The sequence below is a fragment of the uncultured Psychroserpens sp. genome (assembly GCF_947492715.1).
Lineage (GTDB): Bacteria > Bacteroidota > Bacteroidia > Flavobacteriales > Flavobacteriaceae > Psychroserpens.
Map to the genome: position 1 here is coordinate 653,721 of NZ_CANLNS010000001.1, position 16,562 is coordinate 670,282.

Here is a 16,562-nt window from a genome sequence, read left to right on the forward strand (position 1 = left end):
CTCCTTTTGGTTTGAAACTAATGTCGAGTTTTACCGAATCTAACGATGCTATCTTTTCATCTGTCTTAGGTATTGTCTTCGCTACTTCTTCGGTATTTGGATTAGTACTAACTATTGTTTCATTTCCTTTTTTACAGGAAAAACTTAGCAGAATAATGAAGACTAAAAATGGTTTAATAGCTAGGTGTATTAATTACAGTGAATATAACTCTTTTTTCGTATAATTATTATCATTAGTATCTTTACAAGATGCAAATAGATCCAAAACTTACCAACGTAGCAACTTCGATTTTTTCAGTAATGAGCGCTTTAGCACATAAGCATAATGCCATTAATCTCTCTCAAGGATTTCCAAATTTTAAAAGCGACCAACAACTTATCGATGGGGTTTCTAAGGCCTTGAATTCAGGTTATAATCAATATGCTCCAATGCCTGGACATCTAGCGTTACGAGATGCTATTTCAAAAAAAATAGAACTTTTGTACGATACCACTTATCATCCAGAATCCGAAATTACAGTTACTGCAGGAGCAACTCAAGCTATTTTTACCATTATTTCGACTTTCGTAAAACCTCAAGATGAAGTCATCATATTTAAACCAGCTTATGACTGTTACGAGCCAGCCATTACGCTAAATGGAGGAAAAACTATAGCGATTGCCTTGGAGGCTCCAAACTACAGCATCGACTGGAGCCAAGTAAAACAAGTCATTTCTAAAAACACCAAACTAATCATTATTAACACACCTCATAATCCAAGTGGCACTGTTATGAGCAAAGCTGATATGCTTAAACTTCAAGAACTCACCAATGGCACTAATATCATGGTTCTAAGTGATGAAGTTTATGAGCACATCATTTTTGACGAAGAACAACATCAAAGTGTATGTTTATTTCCTGGTTTAAAAGAGCGAAGTTTCATTACTGCATCATTTGGAAAAACGTTTCATAATACCGGCTGGAAAGTAGGCTATTGTTGCGCTCCAAAACACTTGATGACAGCCTTTAGAGCCGTTCATCAATTTAATGTGTTTTCAGTACATCATCCTACTCAAAAGGCCTTAGCCGATTACTTAGAAACACCAAAACATTATTTAGAATTACCACATTTTTATCAAGAAAAAAGGAATACATTCCTTAACCTCATTAAAGATTCTCGATTTAAATTCAAACCATCAAAAGGCACCTATTTTCAGGTGTTAGATTATTCTGAAATAACCACCGAAAGCGATATTGATTTTGCAAAACACCTTACTATAGACCATGGCATTGCTTCTATTCCTCTTTCTGTTTTTAATGATCATCAACGTGATGATAAAGTCCTGCGTTTTTGTTTTGCAAAAACCGATGATACTTTAGAGGCAGCAGCAAAAATTTTGAATTCAATTTAACTTCATTAAAGTGACTTTTCAGGTATTTTTGTTTCTAATGAATGGAACAAACAAAAAACACATAACATGAAATATATTATTATTCTTTTTTTTATGGCATTTAGTTTAACTATGAATGCTCAAAAAGTTAAAATAGACGGTAAAACATACCAAGTTAAAAATGAAAAAATCTTCCTTGATGGAAAGGACGTTACTAAAACCTTAAAATTAGAAGAGAAAGAATTCATTTTAAAGCAAGCAGCAATGACTTCAGAAAGAATGAAAGGGAAAGGTAATAATAATGGAAAAGCTAAGGGCAAAGAAAAAAAGGCTATTACTGATGAAAAAGAAAAAATGGAAGAAAAGACCTTAAAAGAGGCTGAAAAAGCCGAAAAGAAAAAAGAAAAAGAAGCCAAAAAACTCGAAAAAGAGAAACAAAAAGCCGAAAAAGCGCAAAAAAAGGCTGAAAAAGAAGCAAAAAGGGCCGAGAAAGCATTAAAGAAAAAACAAAAAGCTCAAGACAAATTTGAGAAAGCGAATAAGAAACTAAGTTCGGCTCAAAAAAAATATGATAAACTAAAACGTAAAGGAAAATTATCTCCAAATGCAGAAGCCAAGTGGTTAAAAAAACTTGAGGATTTGAGAGAAAATATTAAAAAAGCCGAAAAGAGACTATAACTCGATTGTTTATAGTAGGTTTTGAAATCTATTTTGATTGGTGATTTACCAGTTAAAATAGATTTTTTTTATGCTTAAAATTTGTAATTTTAAGACATGCAAAATCATTTAAAAGTTGCTTTAATTCAAACGACCTTAGTTTGGGAAAACCCAATTCAAAATCGTATTAACCTCAGAGACAAAATCGATGAAATTTCTGAATCTGTAGACCTTATCGTATTACCAGAAATGTTTACAACAGGCTTTAGCATGAATCCTGAAAGTATTGCCGAATCAATGGACGGGGTTACTGTTAAATGGATGACACATATTGCCAAAGAAAAAGATGTTGCCATTGTTGGGAGTTGTATTATACAAGACAATAAAAAATTCTATAACCGATTACTATTTGTAGAACCTAATGGCAAAATTAGCAGCTATGATAAACGACATACCTTCACCCTTGCTGGTGAAGACAAAGTTTATGAGTCTGGGAACCACAGATTAATTGTAACGTATAAAGGCTGGAAAATTTGTCCGTTGGTTTGTTATGATTTGCGTTTTCCTGTTTTTGCAAGAAACACTGAAGATTATGATGCTTTAATTTATGTTGCGAATTGGCCTAAAGTGCGAATTTCTGCCTGGGATACGCTTCTTAAAGCACGCGCTATAGAAAACATGAGTTATTGTATTGGCGTTAATCGCGTAGGTTTAGATTTTAATAATTATGAATATTCTGGGCATTCTGCAGCTTATGATGTTCTGGGGGAGCGCTTAGATGATATCCCTCATGGTAAAGAAGCTATTGCCATTATTACCCTTGATAAGGCACATATTTCAAAATATAGAGGAAAGCTTGGCTTTTTAAATGACAAAGACGGGTTTACTCTAAAATAATTTCAATAACGGGATCCCAATTAGCCCGAGCATCCACTAAATCTGGATAGTGTGCAATACGCTCTGGTTGTAGTTGCTTTAAATAGTTACCTGAATCCCATTTTTTGTTTCCATTAGTATCAAAAATCACACGAATGTAATATTTGCCTGGGTTGAGATTTCTGAAATCAAATAACTGTTCCTGATCAGCAAATTGTTCGTATTTTACTTCTCCTCGTTCATTAGTTAGCTGAATAATCATTGGGTATTGCGCATTCCTGAGTGTTATTCGAATGTTAGAATAATCGGCAAAGGTTTTAGTCTTTATATTATAATTAAGTGTGTCATTCACATTTCCGAAGAAATCTGTAAGCGCACCAGGAAGCATTCTTATTTTATAGGTATTAGATTGGTTTTTATCAAACTGCAAACTATAAATATTGTCATAGTTGCTATATGAAGTTTTAAAAGGTACGTTTAGAGAATCTTTATCTAAAATTGTAATGTCTTTTTCATTTATGGTTTCAAATGGGATATTAGCAGAAACACCGAAATCCTCATTAAACCCTAAAGTTCCTGATGTTACAGCTTTTATAACCAATGAATCTCTTTCTAAGTTTCTAAATCGATGCGTTAAGGTATCAATAAACGTCTTATTTTTCACAAGAAATAAGGCCGAATCTGCTTCAATCTTTGGCTTGTACCAATAGTATAAAGTATCTGATTTTTCATCTTTAGTGCGTCGTGTTTTAAAATCGGTTGGCTTCGCACTTAACATCTCAATGTCCATAGTTTTATAATCGCCTTCAAAACCAAAAGCAATTTTTTGCCCAGCAATTTGCTTTGGACGTTTAGCATCAAAGTCTAATTCTTCCTTAAACAATTTGATGGTATATTCTTCATCTGATGGAGCTGTTATAAAGCCTTCATAGAAACCTATCTTATCTTTATCCTGCTGAAATGTAAAGTTTCCATTTTCATCCTTTAAAGCTATCAATTTATAGGTTCCAGGTTTAATATTGTCAATACTGAATGTCGTAATACTATCTAAAGTATTGGTGATGTATTTAGGCTTTTTCTTAAACACTGTAGAATCTGTATAGGTAGAATCTTTTTCATATAGCATTACCGAAATATAAGAATCTGGAGATCTACTTTCGGCATCAAGAATTTTACCTTTAACAGAAAGAGAGTCTATATAATCGCCAGTTGAAAATACATATTTATAATAATCGTAAGGGTTCTCTTCATTATTATCAACAATACTTTGCCCAAAATTAAAGGCGTAAGTTGTATTGGCTTCTAAAGTATCATTGATGATAATTTTAATCGATTTACTTGCAGTTCCTAAAGGGGTCACAGTAGGTTCTACATCCATTGGAGGAGAAATGATAAGTTGCTTTTGAAGGTTTTTTATCTTGACATATTCATCAAAATAAATTCTAATCTCTTTGCCTTTAAAATTTGTCGTAAAGTTTTCAGGTGTTGATCTAATAATTACAGGAGCCTCTACGTCTTTTGGCCCACCAGATGGCGTGCCTCTGTTAGCGCAACCAATCAACATAGCCACCAATATAACTAGCACTAAACTTTGTAAAACATTTTTATGCATTATCACACGAAATTTCAGCAAATTAACGACAAACCTCTTTATCCTCAAAACAATTAACTTCGTTTTAATCTGTAATTGCCATTGTAGCTAAACTTAGCTTTAGATCTTCAATTTTTAAAAGTTGACTGGCACAATCCTCAATGGTTGCTCCAGTTGTAATAATATCATCAACCAAAAGAACATGTTTATTTTTTAAAAAATGGCCGTTTTTAAGCTCAAAATTACTGTTGTTGCCAGTTTGTCTTTTTAATCGATCTTTAAATACTTGAGTTTTGGTATTTGTTGTTTTGACCAATACAGATGTGTTGTATGTTGCGTTTAATGCCGTTGCCAAAGTTTGTCCAAATTTATCAACTTGATTATAACCTCTAGACTTTAGTTTTGCCTTGTGCAATGGCACTGGCACAACAACATCAATGCTTTGATACGACGCCATATCCTTCAAGGATTCTCCTAACCATGCTCCAAGACATTCGCCAATGGACTCCTGCCCTCGATATTTAAGATTATGCATCAATTGCTGAACCATTCCTTTTTTGGAAAAATGTAATAATGCCGTTGCCTGTTGTAATTTAACCCGTCCATAAAGTATTTTATGGACTGCATTTTCAGGGTCATCGTGAAAATTAGTTAATGGTAATTGATGTCTACAATTCGTACAAATATGTAGTTCATTGTCTGACAATTGATTACTACAAGCACCACAAATTTGCGGAAAAAATAAGTTTAACAAGTTTTTTATCATTTCAACGATTAAAATCAGTTTTCGATAACATATTAATTAGTTTCGCAAGATAAAATAACGATATTAATAATGATAGTTAACCCTCAATCATTTAACTACAGATTAATTATTGGTTCTTTAATAGTTGCGGTCGCAGTTTTAACTGTTTACAGTTTTACAAGTTACCAATCCATTGTGGCGCACCAGCAATTTTTAGAACAGGAAAAGAAGCTAGTTGAAAGTGAACTCTCCCAAATGATCACGCGCTATGATGACGTTTCAATTTCAAATGATCTGATTTCTTCCCAACTGGAAGATGCTAAAAGAAATACCCAATTAGCTTTGGACTCTCTTAGGATGGTTCGTAGTGACCTATCTGTATTATCAAAATTTAAGCAGCAGTTATTCAACTTAAAAAGTAAAAACAAATCTTTGTTTAAAACGGTAGACTCCTTAGACGAAGTCAATAAAGGCTTAGAAAAAGAAAAACTTCTAGCTTATAATGAACTTAGAAAGCAAAAACGCGAAAACTCTACACTATTAAAAGAAAATGAAAATCTTGAAAAAAGTATAGAAATTGGAGCAAAGCTTACAGCTAATTCTTTTCGAGCTAAAGGATTTGAAAAATTCTTTGGAGCTAGACGTTCAAGTAATAGAGCAAAGCGTGTTGAAAGTATTGAAGTGTGCTTTACGCTTGCCGAGAACTCACTAACCGAAGCAGGAGAGAAAGAGTTATACATTCAAATATTAAACCCTAGAAATAATGTTGTTGCAGACAAAGGTGCTATTAATTTTGGCAACTCTTCATTAATTTACAGCGCCAAGAAAATTGTGAATTACGACAACAAAGTTCTTGAAGTATGTATTGATGTAGATGCAGATATTGATGAACAACCATTAGTTGGCGGTACATATTATATCTCAATCTTTCATGAAGACAGAAAACTAGGCAATACAGAAGTTAGATTAAAATAACCAACACTATATAATTTCTTAAAAACCGTTCTGTTAATTGGAGCGGTTTTTTATTTTTGCATCATGGCAAACGAAGATCAATTTAAAAAAGTAATCTCTCACGCAAAAGAGTATGGTTACGTATTTCAAAGTAGCGAAATCTATGACGGATTAAGCGCAGTATATGACTATGCTCAAAATGGAGCAGAGCTCAAGAAAAACATTCGCGACTACTGGTGGAAGGCTATGGTACAGATGAATGAAAACATTGTAGGTATTGATGCTGCAATTTTCATGCATCCTACAACATGGAAAGCGTCTGGTCATGTTGATGCATTTAGTGACCCTTTAATTGATAATAAGGACTCTAAAAAGCGTTATCGTGCAGATGTTTTGGTTGAAGACTATTGCGCTAAAATTGAAAACAAAATTGAAAAAGAAGTCAAAAAAGCGGCAAAACGTTTTGGAGATGCTTTTAACAAAGAAGAATTTGTAAGCACGAATGGTAGAGTTCTTGGTTATCAAGAAAAGATAGACAGTATTCTAAAACGCCTAGGACAATCTTTAGAAAAAGAAGACTTAGCAGATGTCAAAGCGCTTATAGAGGAATTAGAAATTGCAGACCCTCTATCTGGTTCTCGTAATTGGACGGAAGTCAAACAATTCAATTTAATGTTTGGAACGAAGTTAGGAGCCAGTGCAGAAAGCGCTATGGATTTATACTTACGTCCAGAAACAGCCCAAGGTATTTTTGTAAACTTTTTAAACGTTCAGAAAACAGGACGTATGAAAATTCCTTTTGGAATTGCTCAAACTGGTAAAGCGTTTAGAAATGAGATTGTTGCAAGACAATTTATTTTTAGAATGCGTGAATTTGAACAAATGGAAATGCAATTTTTTATTAAACCAGGTACGCAAAAAGAATGGTTTGAACATTGGAAAGATGCACGATTAAAGTGGCACAAATCTTTGGGAATGGGTGATGAAAATTATCGCTTTCACGATCATGAAAAATTGGCTCATTATGCAGATGCGGCTACAGATATCGAATTTAAATTTCCTTTTGGGTTTAAAGAATTAGAGGGCATTCACTCTCGTACTGATTTTGACCTAAAACAACACGAAGAGTTTTCTGGAAAGAAATTACAATATTTTGACCATGAAGATAATGCGAGTTATATACCTTATGTTTTAGAAACCTCGATTGGTTTAGATCGTATGTTCTTAGCTGTGTTCTCAAATTCATTAGAAGACGAAACTTTAGACGATGGAAGTGTTAGAACTGTATTAAAATTACCAGCGGTTTTAGCGCCAACAAAAGCGGCTGTATTACCTTTGATTAAAAGAGATGGCTTACCTGAAATCGCTAGAGAAATCATAGAAGATTTAAAATGGGATTTCAATGTTATATATGATGAAAAGGATGCCGTAGGTAGGCGTTATAGGCGTCAAGACGCAGCAGGAACACCATTTTGTATTACTGTTGACCACGATACATTAAATGATAACACTGTAACAATTCGTCATCGCGATACCATGGAACAGCAACGTGTTAAAATTGAAGATTTAAGAGCTATTATCAAAAAAGAAGTTGATGTTAAACATTGGCTAATGAAAATGAAATAATCTCATATACACATAAAAAAAAAGAGCCTTGAATAATATCAAGGCTCTTTTTTTTATTTCTTCAATAAGGTAATCTTTGCTTTTTCTTTCTCCTTTAAATTGGTGAGTGCCTTATAATTATTTTTAGAATCTTCTATTTCCAAAAACACCGTATTAGGTGAAACCTTCCCAATATTTAAGGCTTCAAGTTCTAAGGTTGTTTGGGGTTTATCTAAAATGATTTCAATCTTCTTCTTCTCTTTAGTCACCACATAGTTTCTAAGCACAATCTTAGAATCAATTTTAAGATTGATTTTATCACCATCTTCTTGACCAGCATCATACAACACGATGGTTACTTTTTTATCCTTACTGAAAAAATTAAGTGTTTCATCTTTAGAAATGAATGTTGTTTTTAAGGAATCTACAAGTTTAACAATATTTACCTTTTCTTTCACCTCCTTTTTAACAAAAATACTCCTGTCAATTTTCTTATCAAGTTTCTTTGCTTTTTTGTCAATTTTCTTCATATCTGCCATCAAAATCTCTCCACTAATACATTCTTGACCATCGCCATATAAACCTTTAAAATCACCTTTAATTTCACCTTTGCCGTTTAGTTTTTTTAATGAGCCTTTAAAATTAACAAAGCAAAAATCATCGGTATTAACTTCAGATTTGGTATATACAATACCTTGTTCCTTAAATGTAATTCTATTTTCTTTATCATTAAAAAAACCGCTTATCATGGATTTAGTTTCATGTGGCCCGCCAAAATCAGTCAGGGAATAACCATCAATAACACCTTCTTTTTCAGAAAAATGCACACTATAACTTATAAACGAAGTATCATTTAATTTTATGGCCCCCATAAATTCTGACTTGGCTTGTGCCTGAGAAAAGAAATACATAAGTGAACATAAAAAACATAGGAAAATTCTCATTAATATCGTATTAATTATTATACTTGTAAATATAAACTTATAAATTAGATCATATGAAATTTAAAATTATTCTTTCGTTTTTAGCGATTATTCTAACGATGAATTTAAGTTATGCTTCTTTTCCGGTTGTAAAAGCTAAAACAACAAGTGCAGAGGTAGTGACCAATATTGACACCGAAGACAACGAAACTTATTACTCGCCAGCAGCTAAAGCTGCTCAAAAAAGTCAAGGAGTTGCCTTACTTCTTTGGTTCTTCTTAGGTGGTCTTGCTGGTCATAGATGGTATTTAGGAAGTCCTGTTGGTTGGAACATTCTATTCATCCTTACATTAGGAGGTTTAGGTGTTTGGGCCATTATTGATTTAATTGGTATTATTTCTGGATCATACGAACCTAAAAATGGATCTTATAAGAGTAGTTTCTTCTAGGATTTAAATCTCATATACAATTTGAAAACTCCCAAATATTTAAATATTTTGGGAGTTTTAATTTATACATAATCTCTAAAATCGATAGCCAACACTAATCCCTAATTTCGCGACAAAATCATTATTAAACTCATTGCTATTAAATAAATTTCGGCCAACACCAAAACTCACTTCGCCAATAAAACCATTATTAGTGACCCATTTTCCGCCTAATCCAATTCCTAGAGCAAAATCGGTAACCGTTTCTTCTCTATTAACGAGTATATCACCTCCAACAAGAGCTAAAGTATTTTCTTTTACAGAACTAAGCAATCCAAAACCTTCCAAGAAAAACCCCGAAGCATACTTCTTGCCAAAATAAAGTCTGTAATATGGTGAGATGTAATAATCAATATCATCTTTTATATCGTCATCAAATGGTAAAAACACATTAAGACCAATACCAGATTCTTCATTTAGTAAACGTTCATAAGTGACATCAACGGCTCCAATAACCATATAAAGTGCATTAACTTTTACTTCATTAGAAGCCTGTTTAACATCGCTATTAACTGGGTCATCTTGAGCATATAATGCTATTGAAAATAAGAACAGAAATGTGCATAAAATAGAGTTTTTCATAAATAATTTAGTTTAAAGTTAATTTGGTTTACTGTCACAACAATTGTACCAATTGAAGATGCACTTAAACTAAAAAGGTTGCGTACAAAACAATATATCTTATTTGTCTATGCTCTAAAAGTAGGCCTTTAACTGAACTGTTCCTGTGTGAATTGTTTTACTAGTTTCTGTTTTTCTTCCGAAGTAATTCAAATTTAAATCCAGAAACTTGGTGAGTTTTTTCTGAGCTAGTAGATTCCACGTAAAATTATTTCCTGGTTGCAATCCTTCCAGAATTTGATAAGCAACTGGTGTATTAGCATTTCCGTCGAATTCATTTTTAAAGAAGTTAACTTCTCCTGTTAAGGCAATTTTATTGGCATTATTATATGTAAATGATAGGCCATAATTACGCTGTGTTAATTGCTCCATATTACCTATTACATTGTCTTTAGACGTATATTGATAAAACATATCAAAACGTGCGTTTTCATTAAATATATAGGATAACTTAGGTTGAAATCTCACCTCATCGAGTTTATAATTTCTTGTAGTGAAATTTTCATTCAAACTTTCATTAGTTTCCAAACTTGACTGTAAATTAATCAACCAACTTGTCCAAAATTTATGATTAAACTGAACCTGGTGACTTTCCAACTTATTTTCCTGAAACCCTACAGACAAGGTAGACCTATTCGTATTAGATAAAAACGTATAAGACGTTGTGAAATCTTGTTTCCCCCTATTATAAAACAATACATTTCTTATGCTTTTATTTAGTGCAAGTTGATTGTCATCATCTGTAGAAAATGGATTTAAGTTAAAGCCATCATCAACACGCCTGTTTTTCCTATCAATAAGAAAAGAGGTTTGATTATAAAAATGTGACCAGAATTTTTTGCTTTTTTCTTCTGATGTCGACCATTGTTTCGGATTTATAATTAAAGTTTGACTAAACCTATTTTGATGGGTTTTTACAAAGACCTGATTTGGCAATAGCACGCGAATAAAACTACCTTGATCTGTAAATTGAGCAACTTCAAACTCATTGAGTTCTTGAATACCATTCTCATTATAATCAATCCATGTATAAGCACCTTGACCAGGTTCAACCTCAACATAGGTAAAGTCTTGTTGCGGCAATGTCCCAGAATTGGTCTCAAAAACGGTATTCCATAGTACCAAGTTATTCCATAATCTTTGGTTGAAATTTAATCTTGAGTTCAATGAATTTTCGTCTTCTATAGTATCATCTTCATTTTTTAAGGCTCTATAGTTGACATACAGCCCTAAATTAGTTGTTTTATTCTGTAAGATCTGTGATTTTAAATAGTAGGTATTTGAGGTATTAACACGCGTAACTTCATTGGTGCGAAGACTATCGTTTACCCTATATTTATAACCAAGTTCAACAAAAACTCCCGTGCTATCTCCATAACCTGTAAACACTTCATAGGAATTAAAACGCTGACTCAAATTTGTCAATAAATCTGTAGCTCTTTCTCGTTGTTCACTATCCTCTAATGCTATTTTAGCACCAACCCATTGCTTACCAAAATTATAGGTAGCGCGATTAAACGATCGCACAAACGTGGATGTGGAGGTACTACTTTTATTACTTAGAAAACTCGAATTCGAAAATATATTAAACTTATTCAATTGAAGGTTTGCTAAGATACTATGACGATTTCCATTGAAATTTTCTGAATAGTTAAGATGTTCAAATTTATAACTAGCTAAACCTTTTTTAGAATGTAATACATCTACTCCTGAAGACCATAATATTTGATTTCCTAACGGGTTTTCTAAATTCCAATCTCGATTAAATTCAGCTCTGTATAAACGCTGAATTGTTCTGAAATTCTTCTGAATAACATCGGCATCGGCATAGGCATTTAAGTTCCATAAGCTATCAGACTTAATTATGTTTTGATTTACTTTTAATTTCGCTGCAAAGCCATCATTGTCATTATCATCAAGATTAGAAAATAAATTGACGTCATTTTTACTTCCAGCCAATTCAAAGTAAACATCGGTATTCTCATTTGGTCTATAGGCGCCATTAATTATTGCTATCTGCAATTTTTCGGGTGCAATTAGCCTAACAATGGGCTCATAATTTCCTTGTGGTATGCCGTTTATAGGCTCAACATATTCAAAAATATTTTCAACAGCATTACTGTTTATAATTATATAATTTCCTTGATTCTCACCCACCAACGTAAACCGTACACTAAACAACTCATCGTCAGGATTATTAGAGAACACAAATATTTCTGTACCATTAACAATATCCTTCCTATATAAAATCCTATTATCATCAAAGGCCTCTGCCACATCAGAAGGAGCTACCATTAACGATTGGTCATCTCCAGCATTAGATAAAATCTCTACCTGCTCGGCTGAAAGGTTTTGCTGTAGTGGTTGGTTTTTAGCATCTGCTTCAGAATAGACCGATACACCTAGTTTTAATTTTTCAGTCTCATACGTACTCCCTCCAAATACTGTAAATCTCGAAAAGTTTCTATCACTAAACTGATAGTCTACTGTAATTCGCATTTCCGAAGTAATAGGATAGGTCGAATTAAAGATAATTTCACCTGCGTTATAATCGATTATATAATCTTTATTTTCGCCACGTTCAATAGGAATTCCGTTAACATATACGGTTTCACTTCCTGAAACAATAAGCACAAACAATTCATTATTTGGTCCAGTGAGTTTATAAGGTCCTTGATTTCCTTCTTGAGCCACAAACTGACTCGTTGTAAACTGACCTCGAACCAATGCTCCAGATGCAAAAACGCTGGTTTTAGAAGCTTCACCCTCAAAATTTGTCGTAACCTGAAGCCCTTGTACACGCTTTGTGAAATTGGCAAAATAACTATTGGGATTTGCCAAATCAATATCACCTGCTCTAATATTCCATTTATCACTAAATAGCTCTATAAAAACTTGATCAAATTCATCTAATCGCTGAGAATAGCCACTTTCTTGCAACGGAATGTTAGCGTCTTGTATAGATGCCCTAAGTGAGACTTTATCGCTTAATTTTCCTGAAATTTGTAAATCCAGTTCACTGTTTAATACCGAATTTTGATTGTTTCCAAGTGTTACACCTCGAGAGATACTCCCTGAGGTACTCAGACCATCAAAGGGTGTGAAGTTTTGCTCAATATTTGATTGGTTGAGTTTATAAAGACGTTGAAGGTTATCTGTGTTTTCTACAATAATCTTATCATCTAGTTGGAAATATTTCCGCGTTAAAAAATCGGGATAACGTAAATAGCTAATCTCTACCGAATCTATATCTATGGGTTTCTTAAACGTTAGCAAGGCTTTCGCAAAATCAACTTTGTAATAGGAGGTATCTATCGTTGTTTTATCCTTACGCTTAAGTATAAACCAACTCGAGTTGATACTTACAGTATCCACTTTAATCGAATCTCTAACGGCTACCTTCTTTGTTCTATAGTTAGACTGCTCCTCTTGTGCCAAAGCATAAAAAGACATCATAAAACATATTAGTGAAATAGCAATTTTCATTCCCTATATAAACTTCTAAAGGCGGAAATTATTTTATCCTTAAAATCGGGTTAAAATAATAGTGTAAAAGTACAGTATTATTTAATTTAGCTGAAATCTTAACTTATCTAGAATGAAAATCATCTCATACAATGTCAACGGGATTAGAGCAGCAATGAATAAAGGCTTTATTGATTGGCTTAAAAGTGCAGATCCTGATGTGATTTGCCTGCAAGAAATTAAAGCCATGAAGGAGCAGGTGGATATAGAAGCCATTGAAAATGCTGGCTATAAATACAATTATTGGTTTAGCGCTCAAAAGAAAGGATACAGTGGTGTTGCTATCTTTAGTAAAACAGAACCAGACCATGTTGAATATGGAACCGGAATTGAATCTATGGATTTTGAAGGTCGAAACATTAGAGCAGACTTTAATGGATTATCTGTTATGAGTATGTATTTACCATCAGGTACTAATGATGCAAGACTCGCTCATAAATTTGAGTACATGGACATGATTCATGAATATTTAAACACCTTAAGGCAATCATTTCCAAACCTGGTTGTGCTTGGTGATTATAATATTTGTCATGAAGCCATTGATATTCATAATCCAAAAATGAAAGGTGTTTCTGGATTTTTACCAGAAGAACGTGAATGGCTTGGTAGCTTTATTAATAGTGGATTTGTCGATTCGTTTAGACATCTACACCCAGAAAAACAAGAGTTTTCATGGTGGAGCTATCGCGCTAATGCTAGAGCAAATAATAAGGGCTGGCGCTTAGATTATGCCATGGTGAGCCAACCATTGCAAGAAAATATAAAACGAAGCGTTATCCTCACGGAAGCGGTTCATAGTGATCATTGTCCGATTTTAGTAGAAATTGAAAATTAATTATTAAGTACATAACCCAAATAGTATGATTAAAAAATTGTCATTAATAGCACTAACTCTAATATTAACTACGTCCTGCGTATCAAAAAAAATATATACCGATTTAGAAGATAAATACGCCAATCTTAAAAAAGAAAACAGAAAATTAGCCGATTCAAATCGCGATCTAGAAACAACATTGAATAAGGCGCAAAACGATTTATCAAAACTTCAGCAAGACTATGATAAAACGTTAGCGCAGCGTAATAAACTTCAAACCGATTATAACGCGACCAAGTCTAATCTCGATAACTTAAAAGCCTCTTATGATGCTTTAGAAAAAAACAGCAATGCCTCTATTGCAGCAAACTCAAAAAAGAACCGAGAACTATTAGCTCAACTGGAAGCTAAAGAGCAAGCCTTGGCCGCTGAAAACGCAAGATTAGAAAAGATTAAAAAAGAATTAGAATCTAGGTCGCAACGTGTTGCCGAATTAGAAAATGTAATTGCTTCTAAAGACGCGGCAATGACCAAACTGAAAAATGCTATTTCTCAAGCCTTAACTAACTTTGAAGGGAAAGGACTTACAGTAGAACAGCGTAATGGTAAAGTTTACGTATCTATGGAAAACAAACTCCTTTTTCAATCAGGAAGTTGGGCTGTAGGTACGCAAGGAAAACAAGCCGTTAAACAACTTGGTAGTGTCTTAGCAGACAATCCTGAAATTGCCATTTTAATAGAAGGACACACCGATAATGTTCCATACAAAGGGAACTCTCAACTTAGTGGTAACTGGGATTTATCAACCAAGCGTGCAACAGCTATTGTTAATATTCTAAGAGAAAACTCGTCTATCAATCCAGAAAACCTAACAGCTGCTGGTCGTGGTGAATTTGCACCAATTGCAACCAACGACACTGCTGAAGGTAAAGCAAAAAATCGTCGTATAGAAGTCATTCTAACACCTAAATTGGATGAGATTTCAAAATTGCTGAACGACATTTAAATCGATATTGAAGCACACCATCAAATTCTAAAACCTTAACATAGATTTAGACCTTTCAGTTTTTTAAAAGCTGAAAGGTCTTCTTATCTTTGCTTGTCTTAACACCAAACCAACATCATGAGATATACCACATTACCAAAAACCGATATAAAAGTTAGCAAAATCTGTTTAGGCACGATGACTTGGGGAAATCAAAATACCCAAGATGAAGGCTTTGCACAAATGGATTTAGCCCTAGATAAAGGTGTTAATTTCTTTGACGTTGCCGAATTATATCCTGTCCCAGCAACTGCAGAAACCTACGCTGAAACAGAACGTATTATAGGCAATTGGTTTGAAAAAACCGGACAAAGAGACAAAGTTGTTTTAGCCACCAAGATTGCCGGACCTGGAGATTATACCGCTCATATTAGAACCAACGGTTTTAGTAAAGCTGCGCTTAACGATGCAGTAAATAATAGTTTAAAACGCCTGAAGACCGATTATATAGATTTGTATCAGTTGCATTGGCCAGAGCGACATACCAATACTTTTGGTGTTAGAGATTACAACCATAATGCAAACGATCCTTGGACAGATAATTTTAATGAAATCTTACATAATCTTAATGAGATTATGAAAACCGGAAAAGTGCGTCAAGTAGGAATTTCGAATGAAAAAGCATGGGGAACAATGCGTTATTTAGAAGAGTCTAAGCTACATGATTTACCAAGAATGATTACCATACAAAATGCCTATTCTCTATTAAATAGAGTTTTTGAAGGCGATATGGCAGAGATTGCTATTCGCGAAAATATTGGGCTTCTAGCCTATTCTCCTATGGCATTTGGAGTACTCTCTGGTAAGTATATTAAAGGTACAGCTGCAGATGATGCACGATTAAAGCTGTTCCCTAGATTTGCTCGTTATAGTGGAGATAAGGCTACTGAAGCAACGAAACGTTACCTTCAAATTGCAGAAGATAATGGTATGACCTTAGCTCAAATGGCATTGGCTTTTGTAACCGATAGACCTTTTATAACAAGTAATATTATTGGAGCAACCACATTAAAGCAATTGGAAGAAAACATTGATAGTATCGATATAGAATTAAGTGATGATATCTTAAAGGCTATTGCCGAGGTACATGCCGAAATTCCAAACCCAGCACCCTAATGCTAAAATTTTAATTTAAAAAATTGGTGGTTTGTCGATTATATTCTATATTAGTTGTACTAAACTAACCAACATGACACTCTATAATCTATTGCTACAAAGTAAACATTCAATGAATAGTAATGTTTCATCCGATATATTTGTGTGGTCTCTTTTTAATATTTTTATACTAGTAGGCGTCATCGTAATTTCATTTACAATAGCCTTTAAACTTATAAAATATCTCAATTT

At 33.6% G+C, this 16,562-nt stretch carries 14 protein-coding genes; 9 read left to right on the forward strand and 5 right to left on the reverse strand.

The window, feature by feature from the left end; all coding sequences use genetic code 11:
- Positions 1-249: 249 nt before the first annotated feature.
- The 3 genes from Q0787_RS03040 (at position 250) to Q0787_RS03050 (ending at position 2,925) form a co-directional block, all read left to right on the forward strand.
- Positions 250-1,392, forward strand: coding sequence for a methionine aminotransferase (locus Q0787_RS03040; protein ID WP_298900750.1), 1,143 nt, complete (start codon positions 250-252; stop codon positions 1,390-1,392).
- A gap of 66 nt (positions 1,393-1,458) precedes the next feature.
- Complete coding sequence (locus Q0787_RS03045) at positions 1,459-2,049, forward strand: hypothetical protein (protein WP_298900751.1); 591 nt, start codon at positions 1,459-1,461, stop codon at positions 2,047-2,049.
- A 96-nt stretch (positions 2,050-2,145) separates the two neighbouring features.
- Positions 2,146-2,925 carry an amidohydrolase gene (locus tag Q0787_RS03050; protein WP_298900752.1) on the forward strand — a complete coding sequence of 260 codons (780 nt, stop codon included), beginning with the start codon at positions 2,146-2,148 and terminating at the stop codon, positions 2,923-2,925.
- Here the strand turns inward: Q0787_RS03050 and Q0787_RS03055 are convergent.
- Together Q0787_RS03055 and Q0787_RS03060 are read right to left on the reverse strand one after the other, a co-directional pair.
- The gene (locus tag Q0787_RS03055; protein WP_298900753.1) at positions 2,912-4,516 is read right to left on the reverse strand and encodes an Ig-like domain-containing protein; all 1,605 of its coding nucleotides are present in this window, start codon (positions 4,514-4,516) and stop codon (positions 2,912-2,914) included. The genes Q0787_RS03050 and Q0787_RS03055 overlap by 14 nt on opposite strands.
- A gap of 64 nt (positions 4,517-4,580) precedes the next feature.
- On the reverse strand, positions 4,581-5,261 hold the full coding sequence (locus Q0787_RS03060; RefSeq protein ID WP_298900754.1) for a ComF family protein: 681 nt from the start codon (positions 5,259-5,261) through the stop codon (positions 4,581-4,583).
- A gap of 69 nt (positions 5,262-5,330) precedes the next feature.
- Here Q0787_RS03060 and Q0787_RS03065 point away from each other — a divergent pair, with 69 nt between their 5' ends.
- Both Q0787_RS03065 and Q0787_RS03070 read left to right on the forward strand, forming a co-directional pair.
- Positions 5,331-6,215 (forward strand): hypothetical protein, encoded by an 885-nt coding sequence (locus Q0787_RS03065; RefSeq protein WP_298900755.1) that lies wholly within the window; start codon positions 5,331-5,333, stop codon positions 6,213-6,215.
- A gap of 63 nt (positions 6,216-6,278) precedes the next feature.
- On the forward strand, positions 6,279-7,820 hold the full coding sequence (locus Q0787_RS03070; RefSeq protein ID WP_298900756.1) for a glycine--tRNA ligase: 1,542 nt from the start codon (positions 6,279-6,281) through the stop codon (positions 7,818-7,820).
- Between the two features lie 53 nt (positions 7,821-7,873).
- Here Q0787_RS03070 and Q0787_RS03075 read toward each other — a convergent pair whose 3' ends face one another.
- Positions 7,874-8,743 (reverse strand): hypothetical protein, encoded by an 870-nt coding sequence (locus tag Q0787_RS03075; protein WP_298900757.1) that lies wholly within the window; start codon positions 8,741-8,743, stop codon positions 7,874-7,876.
- A 53-nt stretch (positions 8,744-8,796) separates the two neighbouring features.
- Here Q0787_RS03075 and Q0787_RS03080 point away from each other — a divergent pair, with 53 nt between their 5' ends.
- Complete coding sequence (locus Q0787_RS03080) at positions 8,797-9,171, forward strand: TM2 domain-containing protein (protein ID WP_298900758.1); 375 nt, start codon at positions 8,797-8,799, stop codon at positions 9,169-9,171.
- Between the two features lie 75 nt (positions 9,172-9,246).
- Here Q0787_RS03080 and Q0787_RS03085 read toward each other — a convergent pair whose 3' ends face one another.
- Entirely contained in the window at positions 9,247-9,792 is a 546-nt protein-coding gene (locus tag Q0787_RS03085) for a DUF3575 domain-containing protein (RefSeq protein WP_298900759.1), read from the reverse strand.
- A gap of 114 nt (positions 9,793-9,906) precedes the next feature.
- Positions 9,907-13,317 (reverse strand): hypothetical protein, encoded by a 3,411-nt coding sequence (locus Q0787_RS03090; protein WP_298900760.1) that lies wholly within the window; start codon positions 13,315-13,317, stop codon positions 9,907-9,909.
- A 112-nt stretch (positions 13,318-13,429) separates the two neighbouring features.
- On the opposite strand from Q0787_RS03090, the gene Q0787_RS03095 reads away from it, so the two are divergent.
- From Q0787_RS03095 to Q0787_RS03105, 3 genes are all read left to right on the forward strand, one after another.
- Entirely contained in the window at positions 13,430-14,191 is a 762-nt protein-coding gene (locus tag Q0787_RS03095) for an exodeoxyribonuclease III (protein WP_298900761.1), read from the forward strand.
- 25 nt (positions 14,192-14,216) lie between these two features.
- Positions 14,217-15,176 (forward strand): OmpA family protein, encoded by a 960-nt coding sequence (locus Q0787_RS03100; protein WP_298900762.1) that lies wholly within the window; start codon positions 14,217-14,219, stop codon positions 15,174-15,176.
- A 117-nt stretch (positions 15,177-15,293) separates the two neighbouring features.
- Positions 15,294-16,331, forward strand: a complete 1,038-nt coding sequence (locus tag Q0787_RS03105) for an aldo/keto reductase (RefSeq protein WP_298900763.1) — start codon at positions 15,294-15,296, stop codon at positions 16,329-16,331.
- The last annotated feature ends 231 nt before the right edge of the window (positions 16,332-16,562 follow it).